Origin of the sequence: Klebsiella sp. RHBSTW-00215 (genome assembly GCF_014103785.1) — a bacterium.
In the GTDB taxonomy this organism is placed as follows: Bacteria; Pseudomonadota; Gammaproteobacteria; order Enterobacterales; family Enterobacteriaceae; genus Klebsiella.
On the sequence record NZ_JABXQS010000001.1, the window covers coordinates 453,321 to 473,012 of the forward strand.

General features: G+C 56.4%; 18 protein-coding genes. 8 read left to right on the plus strand and 10 right to left on the minus strand.

The window, feature by feature from the left end; genetic code table 11:
- Positions 1-3 precede the first annotated feature (3 nt).
- Positions 4-1,113: a D-glucosaminate-6-phosphate ammonia lyase gene (dgaE, locus tag HV127_RS02165; protein WP_182234862.1), complete on the plus strand. Its 1,110-nt coding sequence runs from the start codon at positions 4-6 to the stop codon at positions 1,111-1,113.
- Positions 1,100-1,843, plus strand: coding sequence for a 2-dehydro-3-deoxy-phosphogluconate aldolase (locus tag HV127_RS02170; protein WP_182234865.1), 744 nt, complete (start codon positions 1,100-1,102; stop codon positions 1,841-1,843). Before dgaE ends, HV127_RS02170 begins: the two co-directional genes overlap by 14 nt.
- 114 nt (positions 1,844-1,957) lie before the next feature.
- Here the strand turns inward: HV127_RS02170 and HV127_RS02175 are convergent, their stop codons facing one another.
- Positions 1,958-2,617, minus strand: a complete 660-nt coding sequence (locus HV127_RS02175) for a hemolysin III family protein (RefSeq protein WP_112216534.1) — start codon at positions 2,615-2,617, stop codon at positions 1,958-1,960.
- A gap of 161 nt (positions 2,618-2,778) precedes the next feature.
- Complete coding sequence (gene yqfB / locus HV127_RS02180; protein WP_110276712.1) at positions 2,779-3,090, minus strand: N(4)-acetylcytidine aminohydrolase; 312 nt, start codon at positions 3,088-3,090, stop codon at positions 2,779-2,781.
- Between the two features lie 50 nt (positions 3,091-3,140).
- Between yqfB and HV127_RS02185 the strand changes: the two genes are divergently transcribed.
- From HV127_RS02185 to HV127_RS02210, 6 genes are all read left to right on the plus strand, one after another.
- Positions 3,141-3,869: a MurR/RpiR family transcriptional regulator gene (locus HV127_RS02185; RefSeq protein ID WP_182240537.1), complete on the plus strand. Its 729-nt coding sequence runs from the start codon at positions 3,141-3,143 to the stop codon at positions 3,867-3,869.
- Positions 3,870-3,990: 121 nt separating this feature from the next.
- Positions 3,991-5,424 carry a 6-phospho-beta-glucosidase BglA gene (gene bglA, locus HV127_RS02190; protein ID WP_182234867.1) on the plus strand — a complete coding sequence of 478 codons (1,434 nt, stop codon included), beginning with the start codon at positions 3,991-3,993 and terminating at the stop codon, positions 5,422-5,424.
- Between the two features lie 316 nt (positions 5,425-5,740).
- Positions 5,741-6,100: a copper resistance protein gene (locus HV127_RS02195; RefSeq protein ID WP_182234869.1), complete on the plus strand. Its 360-nt coding sequence runs from the start codon at positions 5,741-5,743 to the stop codon at positions 6,098-6,100.
- Positions 6,101-6,148: 48 nt separating this feature from the next.
- A complete protein-coding gene (locus tag HV127_RS02200) occupies positions 6,149-8,158 on the plus strand; it encodes a protein-disulfide reductase DsbD domain-containing protein (RefSeq protein ID WP_182234871.1) in 2,010 nt (669 codons plus the stop codon).
- A 2-nt stretch (positions 8,159-8,160) separates the two neighbouring features.
- Positions 8,161-8,760 carry a DsbA family protein gene (locus HV127_RS02205; RefSeq protein WP_182234873.1) on the plus strand — a complete coding sequence of 200 codons (600 nt, stop codon included), beginning with the start codon at positions 8,161-8,163 and terminating at the stop codon, positions 8,758-8,760.
- Entirely contained in the window at positions 8,750-9,250 is a 501-nt protein-coding gene (locus HV127_RS02210; protein WP_182234875.1) for a protein disulfide oxidoreductase, read from the plus strand. Before HV127_RS02205 ends, HV127_RS02210 begins: the two co-directional genes overlap by 11 nt.
- 187 nt (positions 9,251-9,437) lie before the next feature.
- On the opposite strand, the gene HV127_RS02215 is transcribed toward HV127_RS02210, so the two are convergent.
- From HV127_RS02215 to HV127_RS02250, 8 genes are all read right to left on the minus strand, one after another.
- Entirely contained in the window at positions 9,438-10,181 is a 744-nt protein-coding gene (locus tag HV127_RS02215) for an SDR family oxidoreductase (protein ID WP_182234877.1), read from the minus strand.
- Between the two features lie 60 nt (positions 10,182-10,241).
- Entirely contained in the window at positions 10,242-13,115 is a 2,874-nt protein-coding gene (gene gcvP, locus HV127_RS02220; RefSeq protein ID WP_182234879.1) for an aminomethyl-transferring glycine dehydrogenase, read from the minus strand.
- Positions 13,116-13,293: 178 nt separating this feature from the next.
- Complete coding sequence (gene gcvH, locus HV127_RS02225) at positions 13,294-13,683, minus strand: glycine cleavage system protein GcvH (RefSeq protein WP_110276721.1); 390 nt, start codon at positions 13,681-13,683, stop codon at positions 13,294-13,296.
- Positions 13,684-13,706: 23 nt separating this feature from the next.
- Complete coding sequence (gene gcvT / locus HV127_RS02230; RefSeq protein WP_181484926.1) at positions 13,707-14,801, minus strand: glycine cleavage system aminomethyltransferase GcvT; 1,095 nt, start codon at positions 14,799-14,801, stop codon at positions 13,707-13,709.
- Positions 14,802-15,221: 420 nt separating this feature from the next.
- A complete protein-coding gene (gene ubiI / locus HV127_RS02235) occupies positions 15,222-16,424 on the minus strand; it encodes an FAD-dependent 2-octaprenylphenol hydroxylase (RefSeq protein ID WP_182234881.1) in 1,203 nt (400 codons plus the stop codon).
- Between the two features lie 10 nt (positions 16,425-16,434).
- Positions 16,435-17,613, minus strand: coding sequence for a 2-octaprenyl-6-methoxyphenyl hydroxylase (gene ubiH / locus HV127_RS02240; RefSeq protein ID WP_182234883.1), 1,179 nt, complete (start codon positions 17,611-17,613; stop codon positions 16,435-16,437).
- The gene (pepP, locus tag HV127_RS02245; RefSeq protein WP_182234885.1) at positions 17,610-18,926 is read right to left on the minus strand and encodes a Xaa-Pro aminopeptidase; all 1,317 of its coding nucleotides are present in this window, start codon (positions 18,924-18,926) and stop codon (positions 17,610-17,612) included. Before pepP ends, ubiH begins: the two co-directional genes overlap by 4 nt.
- A 28-nt stretch (positions 18,927-18,954) precedes the next feature.
- Positions 18,955-19,533 carry a YecA family protein gene (locus tag HV127_RS02250; RefSeq protein ID WP_142670565.1) on the minus strand — a complete coding sequence of 193 codons (579 nt, stop codon included), beginning with the start codon at positions 19,531-19,533 and terminating at the stop codon, positions 18,955-18,957.
- Positions 19,534-19,692 lie beyond the last annotated feature (159 nt).

A 19,692-nucleotide genomic window follows, 5' to 3' on the forward strand; every position in this document is an offset into this window, starting at 1 on the left:
GCCATGACGCAGAACATCTATCAACAGCTGGGGCTAAAGCAAGTTATTAACGCCTGCGGCAAGATGACGATTCTGGGCGTCTCCAGCGTCGCGCCACAGGTGATGCAGGCAACGGCACGGGCGGCCTCGGCCTTTGTGGAAATCGACAGACTGGTGGACCGTACTGGCGAGCTGGTTTCCCGCTTTACCGACGCAGAGGACAGTTACGTCACTTCCTGCGCCTCGGCGGGCATCGCCATTGCCGTCGCCGCCGCCATTACCCGTGGTGACCAGGCCAGAGTCACGCTGATGCCGGACAGCTCCGGTATGGCCAACGAAGTAGTGATGCTGCGCGGGCATAACGTCGACTACGGTGCGCCGATTACCAGCGCCATTCGCCTCGGCGGCGGGCGTGTGGTAGAGGTGGGTTCGAGCAACCTGGCGGCCCGCTGGCAACTGGAGAGTGCGATTACTGACAACACCGCCGCGCTGCTGTATGTGAAATCACACCACTGCGTGCAGAAAGGGATGTTGAGCATTGAAGACTTTGCGCAGGTCGCACAGGTTCGCAACCTGCCGCTGATTGTTGATGCCGCCGCCGAGGAGGATTTGCACGCCTGGGTGTCGAGCGGAGCGGATATGGTTGTCTACAGTGGGGCAAAAGCCTTTAACGCGCCCACCTCCGGGTTTATCACCGGTAAGAAACCGTGGATCGCTGCCTGTAAAGCACAGCACCACGGCATCGCCAGGGCGATGAAAATCGGTAAGGAGAATATGGTTGGGCTGGTGTACGCGCTGGAAAATTATCATCAGGAGCAGGCGGTAGTGACTGCCGAACAACTGCAGCCAGTGGCGGAGGCAATTTCCGCGATTCGCGGGCTGAGCGCCGATATTGAGCAGGATGAAGCAGGGCGTGCCATCTGGCGTATTCGTATCCGGGTGAATGCGCAGGCGTTAGGCATTGACGCCCGTGAAGTGGAAGCGCAACTGCGCGGCGGCGATATCGCCATTTATGCCCGACGCTATAACCTTCACCAGGGCGTATTTAGCCTCGATCCGCGGACGGTCGCAGAAGGGGAAATGGCGTTAATCGTGGCGCGACTCAAGGAGATTGCAGACCATGCAGCAGATTAATTTTTATCGCCAACGAGTGGCGATCAACGTGCTGGCGAAAGATATTGCCAATGCCAGGGAAATCTATGATGCCGCAGAGGGCCATGCGGTGATCGGCGTGCTCTCCGCGCAGTTTACTTCAGTGGAAGACGGCGTTCAGGAGATCAAACGCTGGATGGCGGAGGTGCCGTCCATCTCCGTGGGGCTGGGAGCCGGGGATCCGGCGCAGTATTACAAGGCAGCGATGATCGCGTCGAAGGTACATCCGGCACACGTCAACCAGACCTTTACCGGCTGCGGTTTCGCGGCAGGGGCGCTGGCGACGACGGGCGGCGAACAGACGCACATCAACGCGCTGGTCAGCCCGACGGGAACGCCGGGCGAGGTGCTGATTTCAACAGGAGTCAGCAGTAGTCAGGGAACGCCCGCCCGCGTCTCCTGCGATGCGGCGGTACGTATGATGCAGGATTCAGGGGCGCATGCAGCGAAGTTTTTCCCAATGGGCGGTGAGAAGTCACTACCGGAACTGTATGTGCTGGCGACTACCGCTGCGCGCAACGGGATGACGCTGATAGAACCAACCGGCGGAATCGATCTCGATAACTTTGGCATTATTTTGCAAAGCTGTCTGGAAGCAGGTGTACCTCGCGTGATGCCTCATGTTTACAGCTCGATAATCGACCCGCAAACCGGCAATACACGACCAGAAGATATCCGCAGATTAATAGATATCGTGAAAGCCGTGGTCTAAATAAAAAACACCAAGCCGTAGCCCTGGCAAGCAAGCTATCACCAACGGAGAATGTCCCGGAGGCGGTGCTGGCGCGCCTGCCCGGGCTATAAAACCCGGGAGATTTCGCGAAATTTAAACCTGTCCGACGTACAGATAAATCGCCAGGAAGTGACACACGCTGCCGCCGAGCACAAACCCATGCCAGATTGCATGATTGTACGGAATGCGCTTGCAGACGTAAAAAATCACCCCCAGCGAATAGACCACTCCGCCGACCGCCAGCAGCGTGACGCCGCCCACCGCCAGCTTAATCGCCAGTTGATAAACCACGATAAGCGACAGCCAGCCCATCGTCAGGTAGGTCACCAGTGAGAGGATCTTAAAGCGATGCGCGATGGTCAGCTTGAACAGGATCCCCAGCAGCGCCAGGCTCCAGATAACAATCATCAGCCCGCGCGATAGCGGTGAATTTAGCCCCACCAGCAGGAACGGCGTATAGGTCCCGGCAATCAGCAGATAGATGGCGCAGTGGTCAAACTTTTTCAGCCACAGCTTAGCCCGCTGATGCGGAATCGCGTGATAGAGAGTGGAGGCGAGGAACAGCAAAATCATGCTGCCGCCGTACAGGCTGTAGCTGGTGATAGCCGTTGCGCCAGCGTTGCTATCTACCGCCTGCACCAACAACAACACCAGACCGACGATACCAAACACCAGCCCGATCCCGTGGCTGATGCTGTTGGCAATTTCCTCTGCCAGAGAATATCCCTGAGTGATTAATGGTTTGCGAACCATATTTGACTCCGAAAACAAGTACGCTTTTTGTGCTCACTTAGGTTAACTGAGAATGATTCCAGTGAACACCTGTTAGCTAAAATAAAAAGATGAATATTTATGAACACTATAAAATCATAGTGTTACAGTTAAATTTCAACTAACAGTCGTTCACTATTTTATTAAAGCGTTTCGAATTCAATGACATAAAACTGCTGTTCACCCGGATAGATCTCCGCAATCACGTCTCGTAGTTGCGTCAGCGTCATATTCTCCTGCTGCGCATGGAGATCGGTCAGCGTCTCCAGGGTTACCGTTGAGGTCGCCACTACGCGGATGGTGCAAAAATAGCCGTTATCTTCGTAACGGCCAACGCGCAGGATATCGCCCACTTTAAAGTGCGATTCGGCTGCATCGCGGATAGTAATGGTTTTACGCCCGGCAAGGATGTCGTCCTGAAAGCGCTGAAAAAAGGTAATGTCATTCTGCTGCATGATATAATTCCGTCCTGGTCATTATGAATTGTGAGTTTGCCACTGTGAGTATCTTCTCCCACGCTGCTATCGCCAGTCTCAACAATCTTGAGATGATGGTCTATCACTACGTTATTAAGAATCGTGACAAAGTGATGTATATGACCATCCGCGAACTGGCGGAAGCCGTCGGAGTCTCTACGACAACCGTCCTGCGCTTCTGCCGTAAGCTGCAGTGCGAAGGCTACTCAGAGTTTCGCGTACGCTTTAAATTATATCTGGAGCAGAATGAGCCTCAACAGGCAAATATCGGTGCCAGTGAAATAATGAGCTTTTTCAAAAGCGTCAATAACGATGAATTTGATGGCTTACTGGAACAGGCCGTCGATATTATTCTCTCTTCTGAGCGTATTATTTTCGTTGGCGCGGGGACTTCCGGCGCACTGGCGAAATATGGTGCCCGCTTCTTTTCTAACGTTGGGAAATTCAGCAATCATATCGATGACCCTTATTTCCCGGTCACCAATGATATGGCGCGCAATGCGCTGGCGATCGTGCTGTCGGTCTCCGGCGAAACCGAAGAGATCCTGCGTTTCGCCAGCCAGTTCAGCCTGCACCGCTGCAAAGTGATGTCCATCACCAGCCACGAACACTCGCGACTGGCAAAGCTTGCGGACTTTAATCTCTCGTGGCACGTCCCGCAAACGCGCATCGGCGGCGTCTACGATATTACGACGCAGATCCCGGTTATTTATATTCTTGAAAGCCTCGGGCGTAAATTAGCGCGTAAACTCAGCTAAAAATAACACCCTGTTTTTTCGATGTAACAAATTCCACGCAGGGAAAATTGTTATATCGTGACATTTATATCCCCTTTGCTAGACTCGAAACCAACAAGTAATTATGACGAGATCAGCAAAGATGAAAAAAATACCTTTACCGAAAGACTTTTTATGGGGTGGCGCGGTAGCTGCGCACCAGGTTGAAGGCGGCTGGAATAAAGGCGGCAAAGGCCCAAGCATCTGTGATGTGCTGACCGGTGGCGCGCACGGCGTACCACGCGAGATAACCCAGCAGGTTGAGCCGGGTAAATACTACCCGAACCACGAAGCCATCGACTTCCACGGCCACTATAAAGAAGACATCAAGCTGTTTGCCGAGATGGGCTTTAAATGTTTCCGTACCTCTATCGCCTGGACCCGCATCTTCCCGTTAGGTGACGAAACCCAGCCGAATGAAGAAGGCCTGAAGTTTTACGATGACATGTTCGATGAACTGTTGAAGTACAACATCGAGCCGGTTATTACCCTCTCCCACTTTGAGATGCCGCTGCATCTGGTTCAGCAATATGGTGGCTGGACCAACCGTAAAGTGGTCGATTTCTTTGTGCGCTTCGCCGAAGTGGTCTTCGAGCGCTATAAGCACAAAGTGAAATACTGGATGACCTTTAACGAGATCAATAACCAGCGCAACTGGCGCGCGCCGCTGTTTGGCTACTGCTGTTCCGGCGTGGTCTATACCGATCATGAAAACCCGGAAGAGACCATGTACCAGGTGCTACACCACCAGTTCGTAGCCAGCGCGCTGGCGGTAAAAGCGGCGCGTCAAATCAACCCGGATATGCAGGTTGGCTGCATGCTGGCGATGGTTCCCCTCTATCCGTTCTCCTGTAAGCCGGAAGACATCATGTTCGCTCAGGAATCAATGCGCGAGCGCTATGTCTTTACCGATGTCCAGCTACGCGGTTACTACCCAAGCTACGTCCTGAACGAATGGGAACGTCGCGGCTTTAACATCAAAATGGAAGACGGCGATGCGCAGATCCTGCGTGAAGGGACCTGTGCTTACCTCGGATTCAGCTACTACATGACCAACGCGGTGAAAGCGGAAGGCGGCACCGGCGACGCGATTTCTGGCTTTGAAGGCAGCGTACCGAACCCGCACGTCAAAGCCTCCGACTGGGGATGGCAAATCGACCCGGTAGGCCTGCGCTATGCGCTGTGCGAACTGTATGAGCGCTATCAGAAACCGCTGTTCATTGTGGAAAACGGTTTTGGCGCTTATGACAAAGTCGAAGAAGACGGCAGCATCAACGACGACTACCGTATCGACTACCTGCGCGCGCACGTCGAAGAGATGATCAAAGCGGTCACTTACGACGGCGTTGAGCTGATGGGCTACACCCCGTGGGGCTGCATCGACTGCGTCTCCTTCACCACCGGCCAGTACAGCAAACGTTACGGCTTTATCTACGTCAATAAACACGACGACGGCACCGGCGATATGTCGCGCTCGCGTAAGAAAAGTTTCAACTGGTACAAAGAGGTTATCGCCAGCAACGGTGAAAAACTGTAATGCTTTCGCCCTCTCCCGGTCGGGAGGGGGCAAAAAACCCCACGATATATACCCTAAGTAATTCGAGTTGCAGGACAAGGCACTTGTACCTTGAACAGCGCTTGCGCTGGCCCCGAAGGGGCGAGGCCGTAGGCCGAGTAACGCGGCAAGAGAGTGAATCCCGATGAGCTTACTTTGGTAAGTGATTCGGGTGAACGAACGCAGTCAACACACCTGCAACTTGAAGTACGACGGGTACAGACACTTCTTTACAGCATTAACATTGCCAAAACGCTTTCGCCCGATAAGATAGGCCACGTGAATAATTGAGGCGATCATGATCAAGCGACAACGCAAAGCCATCCTTCTTGTAGCCCTTGCCTGTCTGGTGGTGCTGATATGCACCGCGCAGCGTATGGCCGGGATGCATGCGCTTGTCATAAATGCGACTGCCGCCACTCAATTGGTACAGCAGGGTCAGAGTAATAGCGATGAGCCTGTGACGCCCTGCGAGCTGAGCGCCAAATCGCTGATGGCCGTTCCGCCGATACTATTCGAAGGCGCGCTATTTGCCATCACCCTGCTGCTGGCGGTACTGGCGGCAAACCCTGCGCGTATTGAGCGCCTCTGGCCTCCCCGCGAAATTTCTCCTCCCCGGTTACGGGTGCATCTCCGATTATGCGTTTTCCGTGAATGAGCACTGGCCTGACGGTTCAGGTTAATCATTCATTTACGGAGAAAATTTATGTTTATGGTATTCAGGCGACTGCTGGTCTGCCTGCTTTGGCTATGGCTGCCCGTCAGTCAGGCCGCCGACAGCGGCTGGTTACGCGCCGCCGATAATCAACACGCCAGCGTCAGGCTGCGCGCGCAAAATGAGAGCAGCGGCGAAACGCGCTTGCTGCTGGACGTCGCTCTGGAAAAGGGCTGGAAAACCTACTGGCGCTCACCGGGTGAAGGGGGAATTGCTCCGGCAATAACCTGGTCAAAACCGCTTGAAGTCAGTTGGTACTGGCCAACGCCGCAGCGCTTTGACGTCGCCGGGATTTCTACTCAGGGCTATCACGGCAACGTCAGCTTCCCACTGGAGATTCGCGGCCCACTGCCGGAAACCCTGCACGGCGTGCTGACGCTATCAACCTGTAGCAACGTCTGTATTCTCACCGACTATCCCTTCTCGCTGGATATGACCTCCCCCGCAGGAAGCGATTTTCGCTACGACTTCACGCGGGCGATGGGCACTCTACCGCTGACGGACGGCCTGACCTCGCAGCGTAGCGCCAGCTATATCAGCGGTAAGTTAACGGTCACCGCCGTTCGCGAAGCGGGCTGGCAGCAGCCCTCGCTATTTATCGACAGTATGGATGACGTGGATTTCGGCAAGCCCGCCTTCGCCATCAAGGGGAATACGCTTATCGCCACGCTGCCGGTCACCGATAGCTGGGGCGATGCTGCGCCAAACCTCAGCGATAAGACTTTGTCGCTGGTGCTTACCGAGGGCGGTCAGGCCGAGGAGAGCCGGGTTGCCATTGTTCAGGGGACTGCCGCACCGGAGCTGTCTCTGTGGTGGGTGCTGCTGATGGCGCTGGCCGGGGGCCTGATCCTCAACGTGATGCCCTGCGTGCTGCCGGTACTGGCCATGAAGCTGGGCACGCTGGTGCAAAGCGCTAACCAGCAGCGCGGGGTAATAAGACGCCAGTTCCTGGCATCCGTTGGCGGGATTATCGCCTCTTTCCTCGCTCTGGCGCTGATGATGACCCTGTTAAGGCTGGGCAATCAGGCGCTGGGCTGGGGCATTCAGTTCCAGAATCCGTGGTTTATCGGTGCGATGGCGATGGTGATGGTGCTGTTCAGCGCCAGCCTGATGGGGCTGTTTGAGTTTCGCCTCTCCTCGAATACCAGCACGTTTCTGGCCACCCGCGGCGGAAGCGGTTTATTGGGCCACTTCTGGCAAGGGGCATTCGCCACGCTTCTCGCCACACCGTGTACCGCGCCGTTTCTCGGCACTGCCGTATCGGTGGCGCTCGTCGCGCCACTGCCGCTGCTGTGGGGGATCTTCTTCGCGATGGGTCTGGGAATGAGCCTGCCGTGGTTGCTGATTGTCGCCTGGCCCGGTTTCGCCCGACATCTTCCTCGCCCAGGCCGCTGGATGAACCGCGTTCGGGTCATTCTCGGGCTGATGATGCTCGCCTCGTCGCTGTGGCTGGTAAGTCTGCTGACGGTGCACATAGGTCGCCTGCCGGTGCTCGCACTGTTGGTGATTCTGACTCTCGTTCTGCTGCTGGCGACGGCCTGGCGCTACCGCTGGCGTACGGCGCTACAGGCCGCAGCGCTGGCCCTGGTGATTGCGGTCGCGGTGGCTTTGATTTCACCACCGGAAAGCCAGGGTTCGCGCCGCGATCGCGTCAACTGGCAACCGCTCAGTGAACAGGCGATTGCCGACGCGCTGGCGAAGCATCAGCGAGTGTTTGTCGATGTAACCGCCGACTGGTGCGTGACCTGTAAAGCCAATAAATACAACGTATTGCTTCGTGATGAGGTACAGGAGGCGCTCTCAGCCCCGGATGTGGTGGCGCTGCGCGGCGACTGGAGTCGACCGTCGGACACCATTAGCCAGTTTCTGACCGCTCGCGGCAGCGCCGCCGTACCGTTCAATCAGATTTATGGACCGGCGTTACCGCAGGGCCAGACGCTGCCTGCGCTATTAAATCGAGAAGAGCTTCTCGCCACCCTATCCGCTGCGAAAGGAAAATAATCATGAGAATCATCACCGCATTACTGCTGCTGTGCATAGCAACATTTAGCATGGCCGCGCCGGAATCATCCACCGATGACCAGCTCGCCAGGCTGCTGTTTAACGATCCCTTAAGCCCGCGTATGGGAGCCAAAGAGCCGAAACTGACCATCGTCTCATTCACGGATTACAACTGCCCTTACTGCAAGCAGTTCGACCCAATGCTGGAGAAAATCGTCCATGATAATCCTGACGTTTTACTGATTGTGAAGCTACTGCCGTTTAAGGGGCAAAGTTCGGTCAACGCCGCCAAAGCCGCGCTCTCAACCTGGCAGCAGCAGCCAGATAAGTTTTGGGCGCTGCATCAGAGGCTGATGGCGAAAAAGGGCTATCACGACGATGCCAGCATTCACGCCGCGCAGCAGAAGACCGCCTCGGACGGGGTGAAGATCGATGAGAAAACCATGGAATCGCTGAAGATGAACCTGATTTTATCGCAGGTACTGAATATTCAGGGCACACCGGCCACCATTATCGGCGACGAGATGGTCGCGGGCGCAATCCCCGAAGCAGATCTGGAGGGGCTGGTGAAAGAACAGCTGGCGAAAGCGGATGCGCAGTAAATTAACGCGCTGGCTGCGCGAGGGGATCGTCTTACTATTGATTGGGGTGGCGATAAGCCTGGCGGTGGATTACGTGCGTAAACCCGCATTGCCGCAAAATTTCACCAGCACGCCGCTGCAAACCCTTGATGGCCGGACGGTCGATCTGGCGGCGATGAGCCACGAACGTCCGCTGCTGCTGTACGTCTGGGCCACATGGTGCGGCGTATGTCGTTACACCACGCCATCGGTGGCCGCGTTGGCTGACGATGGCGGTAACGTTATAACCGTGGCGCTGCGCTCCGGCGATAACGCCGCCCTGGAGAAATGGCTGGCGCATAAAAAGATGGCGTTACCGACGATCAACGACGCCAGCGGTCAGCTCTCACGGCAGTGGGATGTGCAGGTGACGCCAACTCTGGTCGTGATTTCGCGCGGCGAGGTGAAGTCGGTCACCAGCGGCTGGACCAGCGGTTGGGGGATGCGCCTGCGGCTGTGGATGGCGTCGTAGCGCATCTCCCCCGCTCGCTGAGCTACGGGTCGATGCGGTCTGAAGGTCTGGCAACCCGGAAATCCACAGTGTAATGGATCACAAAGCTCCCGGTGGCGCTGCGCTGACCGGGCTACAAGTTCACAGTTGTCTGTGGGCTGGTAGCCCGGACAGGTGCGCAGCGCCGCCTCCGGGAAAGATTTACGGATTACTTCCCGCCCGCCAGCTCCAGAAAGCTGCCGGTCACGTAGGACGCTTTGTCGCTCAGCAGCCAGACGATGGCCTGGGCGACCTCTTCCGGCTGACCGCCGCGCTGCATCGGCAACATCGACTTCACGCGATCCACGCGCCCCGGTTCACCGCCGCTGGCGTGCATTTCAGTATAAATTAGGCCAGGACGAACCCCGTTGACCCGAATTCCCTGCGCCGCAACCTCTAGCGACAGGCCAGTGGTCAGGGTATCTACCGCGCCTTTTGACGCGGCATAGTCTACATATTCCCCCGGCGCGCCCAGGCGCGAGGCCGCTGATGAAACGTTAACAATCGCCCCACCCTTACCGCCGTGCTTGTGTGACATCCGCTTTACCGCTTCCCGGCAGCAAAGAAAATAGCCAGTGACGTTGGTCGCCAGCACCCGGTTAATCCGCTCGGCGCAAAGGCTTTCAATCGTCCCTTGGGTAAACAAAATGCCAGCGTTATTGACCAGCGCCGAGAGCGGTTCGCCAAGGCGATCGACAGCCTCAAACATCGCCACCACCTGCGTTTCATCACTGACGTCCGCTTGCAGCGCAACGGCCTTTCCCCCGCTGGCGATAATTTCGTTCACCACGCCGGTAGCAGCTTCACTGTTCTGGTGATAATTCACCACCACGGTATAACCTTCCTGCGCCAGCAGCAGCGCCGTCGCTTTACCTATTCCGCGGCTGCCGCCGGTCACTAATGCTATCGTCATGCCATTCCCCCAAAAAATAAAGGCGCCGCAGCGCCTTTAAAAGATAGTCTAATCAGCAGATTACTGGTATTCGCTCATCGGGACGCAAGAGCAGAACAGATTACGGTCGCCGTAAACATCGTCCAGACGCTTCACGGTCGGCCAGTATTTATTGTTCAGCCCTGCCGGGAATACCGCCAGCTCGCGGGTGTACGGGTGGTTCCACTCGCTCACCAGTTCGCCCTGGGTATGAGGAGCGTTAACCAGCGGGTTGTCTTCCAGCGGCCACTCACCGGCTTTCACACGGTCAATCTCGCCGCGAATCGCCAGCATCGCATCGATAAAACGGTCCAGCTCGGCTTTGCCTTCCGATTCGGTCGGCTCAACCATCAGCGTACCCGCTACCGGGAAGGACATCGTCGGCGCGTGGAAACCAAAGTCAATCAGGCGCTTAGCGATGTCCAGCTCGCTGATGCCGGTCTCTTCTTTCAGCGGACGAATATCAAGAATGCATTCGTGCGCCACGCGACCGTCGCGTCCGGTATACAGCACCGGGAACGCGTCTTTCAAGCGGGTGGCGATGTAGTTGGCATTCAAAATCGCCATCTGGCTCGCCTGTTTCAGCCCTTCTGAGCCCATCATGCGGATATACATCCAGCTGATCGGCAGAATCGAGGCGCTGCCGAACGGGGCGGCGGAAACTGCGCCCTGACGGGTCAGCATACCTTCGATTTGCACCACGCTATGGCCCGGAACAAACGGCGCCAGATGTGATTTCACGCCAATCGGTCCCATACCCGGGCCGCCGCCGCCGTGCGGAATGCAGAAGGTTTTATGCAGGTTGAGATGCGATACGTCCGCGCCGATAAAGCCTGGAGAGGTAATGCCGACCTGCGCGTTCATGTTCGCGCCGTCGAGGTAAACCTGGCCGCCGAACTGATGCACGATTTCACACACTTCGCGGATCGTCTCTTCGTAGACGCCGTGGGTGGACGGATAGGTGACCATAATGCAGGAGAGGTTGTCAGCGTGCTGCTCCGCTTTTGCCCGCAGATCTGCCAGATCGATGTTGCCATTTTTATCACAGGCCACCACGACCACCTGCATCCCCGCCATCTGCGCGGAAGCCGGGTTGGTGCCGTGGGCAGAAGCCGGGATCAGGCAGATATCGCGATGCCCGTCGTTACGGCTCTCATAGTAATGACGGATCGCCAGCAGGCCCGCGTACTCGCCCTGTGCGCCAGAGTTCGGCTGCATACAGACGCTATCGTAACCGGTCAAGGTGACCAGCCAGTCGGCAAGCTGGGCGATCATTTGATGATAACCTTCCGCCTGTTCGATCGGGCAGAACGGGTGCAGCTCGGCAAATTCCGGCCAGGTGATCGGGATCATCTCAGCGGCGGCGTTGAGCTTCATGGTGCAGGAGCCCAGCGGGATCATCGCCTGATTCAGCGCCAGATCCTTGCGTTCCAGCGAGTGCATATAGCGCATCATCTCGGTTTCGCTGTGATAGCGATTAAATACCGGATGGGTCAGGATCGCATCGTCGCGCAGCATGCTGGCCGGGATCGAGCGGCTATCAAGCGCCACGTCTTTATCCAGGGTGTCGATATCCAGACCATGATCATCGCCAACGATGGCACGGAACAGGTTCTGCACGTCTTCGCGGGTGGTGGCTTCATCCAGCGTGATGCCGACGGCGTTGTGAATATCGCTGCGCAGGTTGATCTGCAGCGCTTGCGCCCGCGCCAGTACCGCTGCTTTATCAGCTACTTCCACGCACAGGGTATCGAAGTAATGCGCGTGACGCAGCTTGAGGCCTTTTTTCTGCAGGCCATCGGCCAGAATATCGGTCAGGCGATGAATACGGCTGGCAATACGTTTCAGGCCTACCGGGCCGTGGAATACGGCGTACAGGCTGGCGATGTTAGCCAGCAGCACCTGGGAAGTACAGATATTGGAGTTCGCTTTCTCGCGGCGAATATGCTGCTCACGAGTCTGCATCGCCATGCGCAACGCAATATTGCCCGCCGCATCTTTCGATACGCCGATAATACGGCCCGGCATGGAGCGTTTGAATTCATCTTTTGCGGCAAAGAAGGCCGCGTGCGGGCCGCCGTAGCCCATCGGTACGCCGAAGCGCTGAGCGGAGCCGAAGACAATGTCCGCGCCCTGCTTGCCCGGAGCGGTCAGCAGAACCAGCGTCATAAAATCGGCAGCGACGCTGACAATCACTTTGCGCGCTTTCAGTTCCGCGATCAGCTTGCTGTAATCATGCACTTCACCCGTGGTGCCGACCTGTTGCAGCAGTACGCCGAAGACATCCTGGTGGTCGAGGACTTTATCAGCATCATCGACAATCACGTCAAAGCCAAAGGTTTCCGCACGAGTACGCACCACGTCCAGGGTTTGCGGATGAACATCGGCGGCAACGAAAAAACGGTTGGCATTTTTCAGTTTGCTTACGCGTTTAGCCATCGCCATCGCTTCAGCCGCGGCGGTAGCTTCGTCCAGCAACGAGGCCGAAGCGATATCCAGACCGGTCAGGTCGAGCGTCACCTGCTGGAAGTTCAGCAGAGATTCCAGCCGCCCCTGAGAGACTTCCGGCTGATAAGGCGTATAGGCGGTATACCAGCCCGGATTTTCCAGCATGTTGCGCTGAATAACCGGCGGCAACTGCACGGCGCTGTAGCCCATGCCAATGTACGACTTGAAGCGCTTGTTACGACCGGCAATCGCCTTCAGCTCCGCCAGCGCGGCGAATTCAGTCGTTGCTTCGCCCACCTGCGGCGGCGTCGCCAGCTGGATATCCTGCGGCACAATCTGGCCAATCAGGGCGTTAAGCGAGTCGGCGCCAACGGTTTTCAGCATCTCCTGCTGTTGCTGGGCGTCCGGGCCGATGTGACGTTCAATAAAGGCGTCACGGTTTTCAAGCTGGCCTAAAGTCTGGGTCATGAGCGATGGTTCCTGAAACGTGCGGTGAATCGTAGGTGTCTCTACTTATCTGAATACGCAAAATAATTCGCGTTGCAGGCAGGCGGCAAGTCAGTGAATCCCCAGGAGCGTACATAAGTACGTGACTGGGGTGAGCGAGCGCAGCCAACACACCTGCAACGTGAAGAATGAAGCGTATTTATTCGTCTTCTAACAGCGCTTCGTACGCAGTGGCATCCAGCAGAGCGGCAACCTGAGCTTCGTCGCTGGCTTTGATTTTGAAGATCCAACCGTCGGTGTACGGCTCGCTGTTCACTAGCTCAGGAGAGTCATTCAGCTCTTCGTTAACGGCAACGATTTCACCGCTAATAGGTGCATAGATATCGGAAGCCGCTTTCACAGACTCGGCAACCGCGCAGTCAGCACCTGCTTCGACGATGGCGCCCACTTCCGGAAGGTCAACGAAGACCATATCGCCAAGCAGCTCCTGTGCGTGTTCGGTGATCCCGACGGTATAGGTGCCGTCAGCTTCTTTACGCAGCCATTCGTGTTCTTTGCTGTATTTCAGTTCTGCTGGTACGTTGCTCATCAATTCATCTCCAAAAGGGGAAATCACACCACGGCTTTGCCGTTGCGTACAAAAACAGGTTTAGTCACTTTTACCGGCATTTCACGGTTGCGAATCTGTACCACGGCGGTTTCGCCGATGCCTTCCGGTACGCGTGCCAGCGCAATACTGTAGCCCAGCGTTGGGGAGAAGGTGCCGCTGGTGATAATACCTTCTTTCTGATTACCCTCGGCATCGCTAAAGCGCACCGGCAAGCCGCCGCGCAGGACGCCTTTGTCGGTCATCACCAGGCCAACAAGCTGCTCAGTGCCTTTTTCACGCTGTAACTCCAGCGCTTCGCGGCCGATAAAATTACGCTCTGCAGGCTCCCAGGCAATGGTCCAGCCCATGTTCGCCGCCAGCGGAGAAACGCCTTCGTCCATCTCCTGGCCGTACAGGTTCATCCCCGCTTCCAGACGCAGCGTGTCGCGTGCGCCCAGGCCGCATGGCTTAACGCCAGCATCCAGAAGACCGCGCCAGAAATCCACTGCCTGCTCGTTCGGCAGCGCAATTTCATAACCCGCCTCGCCGGTATAGCCGGTGGTGGCGATAAACAGGTCGCCCGTCTGCACGCCAAAGAACGGCTTCATGCCTGCAACCGCCTGGCGCTGCTCATCGGTAAACAGCGTCGCTGCTTTTTCTTTCGCTTTCGGACCCTGTACCGCAATCAGTGAAAGATCGTCACGCACGGTCATTTCAAGGCCATAAGATTCAGATTGCTGAGTTATCCAGGCAAGGTCTTTTTCACGGGTGGCGGAGTTAACAACGAGGCGGAAATAATCTTCAGAAAGGAAATAGACAATCAGGTCATCGATGACGCCGCCAGAAGCGGTTAGCATCCCACTGTAGAGCGCTTTGCCCGGCGTGGTGAGCTTATTCACGTCGTTAGCCAGCAAATAACGCAGGAATTCACGGATGCGGCTGCCGTGGAAATCAACGATGGTCATGTGCGACACATCGAACATTCCGGCATCGCCGCGCACCGCGTGATGCTCATCAATCTGGGATCCGTAATGTAGCGGCATCATCCAGCCATGGAAATCCACCATGCGCGCGCCGCATAGCGTGTGTTGTTCAAACAACGGAGTCTGTTGAGCCATCTTTTCCTCATCGAATAAAACGGAACCAGCCACTATTTTTGGCGATTTTGCGCCACGAAATCCGCCGTCGACATCGCTGACGGAGGTCGACGCAAACGTTCTCTTTGGCCAGAACTTACCACCGATACCGGGAGTAAACCATAAGCTGAATCAGGACATCACATTAGCTTATGACTAAAATCCGCTAATGAGCCTACAGAGTTATCAACTGAATTAAAGCGATAGATGCCACATAAAAACAATGCCATAAACCTTAAAGGCAGAGGGTAATGATATTTTATGCGAAATTACGTACCTAATTTCTATAACAAAAAAAAGGTAACATTAATAAAACTAATGCGAAAAAAGAGGTGAGATTAGATTATTTCAAATGAGCGGGGAGACCCGGCGCGATGGCCGGGAGAGAGAAATGTGATGGGCTTAACGTAACCAGGCAGGAAGGTCGTTTAGCCCCATTGCCTGACGGATAAGCTGCGGCTTCACACCAGGCAGCGTGTCCGCCAGCTTAAGGCCGATATCGCGCAGCAGCTTCTTCGCCGGATTGCTGCCGGAGAACATCTCGCGAAACCCCTGCATTCCTGCCAGCATCACTGCGGCGCTATGCTTGCGGCTGCGCTCATAGCGACGCAGATACAGATGCTGACCAATATCTTTGCCCTGCGCATGCAGGCGTTTGAGCTCATCAATCAGCTCGGCGGCATCCATAAAGCCAAGATTGACGCCCTGCCCCGCCAACGGATGAATGGTGTGAGCAGCATCGCCAACCAGCGCCAGACGATGGGCGGCGAACTGACGCGCATAGCGGCCCGTCAGCGGGAAAACCTGACGTTCGCTTTCCACCGAGCACAAGCCAAGGCGGTTATCGAAAGCAATATTCAGCGCCTGGTTGAAAGCGGCTTCGTCAGCCTGCTGCATCCGCTTCGCGTCTTCAGGAGACAGCGACCAGACAATAGAGCAGAGATGCGGATCGCTCAGCGGCAAGAACGCCAGAATCCCTTCGCCGTGGAACGCCTGACGCGCAATCGCTTCGTGCGGCTCTGCGGTACGAATAGTGGCAACCAGCGCATGATGATGATAATCCCAGTAAGTCAGAGGAATATCGGCCTTGTTGCGCAACCATGAATTGGCACCGTCAGCGCCAACCACCAGCCGGGCGGTTAACATGCTGCCGTCCTGCAGGCTCAGAAAAGCCTCGTTCTCGCCCCATGCGACCTGCTGCAGTTGAGCCGGGGCCAACAGTGTGACATCGGAACAGCGCTGAGCTTTCTGCCACAGGGCATGGTGCACCACAGCGTTTTCGATAATATGCCCGAGATGGCTGAATCCCATGCTCTGGTCATCAAAGCTGATATGGCCAAAACTGTCTTTGTCCCACACTTCCATACCGTGGTAGCGGCTGGCGCGCTGGGCGACAATATCCTGCCAGACATCCAGTTTGCTCAGCAGCTTCTCGCTGGCGGCGTTAATCGCCGATACCCGCAACGCCGGCGGCGCATCCATATCCAGCGGCTGAGGAGTTGCCTGTTCCAGCACCGCCACGCGCAGCCCGCTCCCCTGCAAACCGCAGGCAACCGCCAGGCCCACCATCCCACCGCCAACAATGGCGACATCAACACTTTGCACGTTTAACTCCTTAACGGGGGACCCAACCGAGGGTACGCTGCGCCAGCGCATCTCGCGCCGGGGTAAATAATTCCATCGCCATCAGGCCCAGGTTACGCCCCGCGACCAGCGGCGCCCAGCGATTGGCGAACAGATGCACCAACCCGTCAGTCACACCAATGGTGGCAGCTTTATCATCGGCACGCCGCGCCTGATAGCGACTCAGAAGTGAATAATCACCCGAGTCCTGACCAGCGGCCTGCGCCTGCGCCAGCATTTCCGCCAGGCTCATCACATCGCGCAGACCGAGATTAAAACCCTGTCCGGCAATAGGATGTAACGTTTGTGCCGCATTGCCGACCAGCGCCAGACGATGCGCAACCGTGCGGGTGGCCGAAGTCAGCGATAGCGGATAAACGCTGCGCTTTCCGGCATGGGTAATTTGACCGAGTCGCCAGCCAAACGCTTGCTGAAGCTCATGGCAAAAACGTTCGTCAGACCAGCTCAGCACCTCTTCTTGCCGCGACTGCGGATGACACCACACCAGCGAGCAGCGCCCCTGCGACATCGGCAGCATCGCCAGCGGGCCGTGTTGGGTAAAGCGTTCGAAGGCGCGGCCGTTGTGAGGCAGGGCGGTACTAACGTTGGCAATAATTGCCAACTGTTCATAGGGTTGCTGCTGCCAGCTGATGCCACAACGAGCCCCCAGAGTGGAGCGAGAGCCGTCTGCCGCCACCAGCAGTTTACCGTGGAGAACCTCGCCGCTGTCCAGGGTCAGGCTTACGCCCTCCTCGCTGCGGCTGACGTCTTCAACTTTTGCCGGGCAGTGCAACGTAATGCCCGGCGCTTTGCGCAGTTGCGCAAACAGGCGCTGGCCCACATCATGCAGCTCAACCACCTGGCCTAATGCCGCCAGGCCATACTCCTGAGCATCGAGCGTCACAAAGCCCGCATGACCGCGATCGCTGACGTGGACACGCTGAATAGGCGTAGCGCAGTCGGCAATCTCTTGCCAGATACCCACCCGAGCCAGCTGTTGGCAGGTGCCGGCGGCCAGGGCGATAGCGCGGGCATCAAAGCCCGAATGCCGCGCGGATTCCGGCGCTGTCGCTTCCACCAAATGCACCGGCAACGTGCCGCTGGTGAAGCGAGAAATGGCTAACGCCAGCGTCGCGCCGGTCATTCCGCCGCCAACGATCAGCACGCTCATAGCTCGCGCGCCGCCGCCATCAGCGCCTCAATATCATCAGCTTTTTTCACGACACCTGCGGTGAGATTTTCATTGCCGTCTTCGGTGATAACAATGTCATCTTCGATACGAATGCCGATACCGCGATACTGAGCCGGCACATCGGCATCCATCGCAATATAGAGTCCCGGTTCGATGGTCAGCACCATCCCCGGTTCGAGGATGCGCGAACGGTCTACGTCATAGTTGCCGACATCATGCACGTCGAGGCCAAGCCAGTGGCTCAGACCATGCATAAAGAAAGGACGATGGGCGTTGTTGGCAATCAGCTCGTCGATATCCCCTTTGAGGATCCCCAGACGCGCCAGGCCAGTAATCATAATCCGCACGACCTGCTGATTAACCTCGTGAATTGAGGTGCCGGGACGATAGAGCTTCAGCGAGGTTTCCAGCGATTCGAGGACGATATCGTAAATCTCGCGCTGCGCCGGGCTGAACTTGCCGTTAACCGGGAAAGTTCGGGTGATGTCGCCCGCGTAGCCGCGATATTCACAGCCAGCATCGATCAATACCAGATCACCGTCGCGCAGTTCACATTCGTTTTCAGTGTAGTGCAGGATGCAGCCATTTTCGCCGCCACCAACGATGGTGTTGTAGGAAGGGAAACGCGCGCCGTGGCGGTTGAATTCGTGAAGGATTTCGCCTTCAAGGTGATACTCAAACATGCCCGGGCGACATTTTTCCATGGCGCGGGTGTGGGCCAGCGCGGAAATTTCACCAGCTCGCCGCATAACCTCAAGCTCTTCCGCCGACTTAAACAGGCGCATTTCATGCACCATCGGCCGCCAGTCAATCACCGAGTTCGGCGCTTGCAGATTCTGACGCACGCCTTTGCGCAGTTTTTCCAGCGCGTTGAACACGATTTCGTCTGCGTAAGCGTATTCACCCTGTGCAAAATAAATAGCATCAAGGCCGTTAAGTATCTGGAATAGCTGCTGATTGATTTCACTAAACGCCAGGGCGCGATCGACGCCGAGTTTTTCCGGCGCAGCGTCCTGACCAAGACGACGACCAAACCAAATTTCCGCCGTCAGATCGCGGACGCGGTTAAACAGTACGCTGTGATTATGCGTTTCGTCGCTTTTAATCAAGATAAGGAGCGCTTCTGGCTCGTTAAAGCCGGTGAAGTACCAAAAGTCGCTGCTTTGCCGGTAGGGATATTCCGAATCTGCGCTGCGTACCGCTTCCGGTGCAGCGAAAATTAGCGCTGCGCTGCCTGGCTGCATCTGTGCCAGCAGAGCCTGGCGACGAGAGAGAAATTCCTGCTGAGTCATGACGCCCCCTGAACGATTTAATCAATGATTAGTGTAATGTCGGCTTTTGAACTTCCGGCGCAGTAGGCTTTTGCGTAGAGAAGGTATCGTGGCACAGCAGCGCGGCAACGCGTACGTACTCGATAATCTCTTCGAGGGACATTTCCAGTTCTTCCTGGTCTTCATCCTCGTCGTAGCCTAACTGGGCAATGTTGCGCAGATCGTCGATGGCTTCGCCGGTTTCATCTTTGACCTTATCTAACTTAGGCTGCGTCACGCCCAACCCGAGCAGAAAATGGTTCACCCAACCCGCCAGCGCATCGGCGCGATCAAAAACGCTCACCGCGTCTCCATCCGGCAAATAGAGCTGGAACAGAAAGCCGTCATCTTCCAGCGCATCGCTGGTGGCGGAATGCATGTTACGCAGCGCCTGTGCCAGCTCATGACCAAAAGCAAGACCTTCGTTGGTCAGGTCATGTACCAACGGCTGCCAACTGCTGTCTTTATTGCCGCCGCACAGGATCCCGCTGATCAAACCGTGCATTTCTGCAGGGGTTAATCCCACCCCTTGTTGGTTCAGTAACTGGTCTACGTCGTTGTAACCAGGCATTTCGTTCTGTATAGACATGCGCATTCGTCATCGTTGGGAGGAATTCATGATATGCTACCACTTTGGACCCTGGTGAACCAGAATGGGGCTTGTATCTTCATTCCAGGGTAGCTATAGTGTCGCCCCTTCGCAGACCCGGGCAGGGCGTGAAGGCAGCGCAGTCAATCAGCAGGAAGG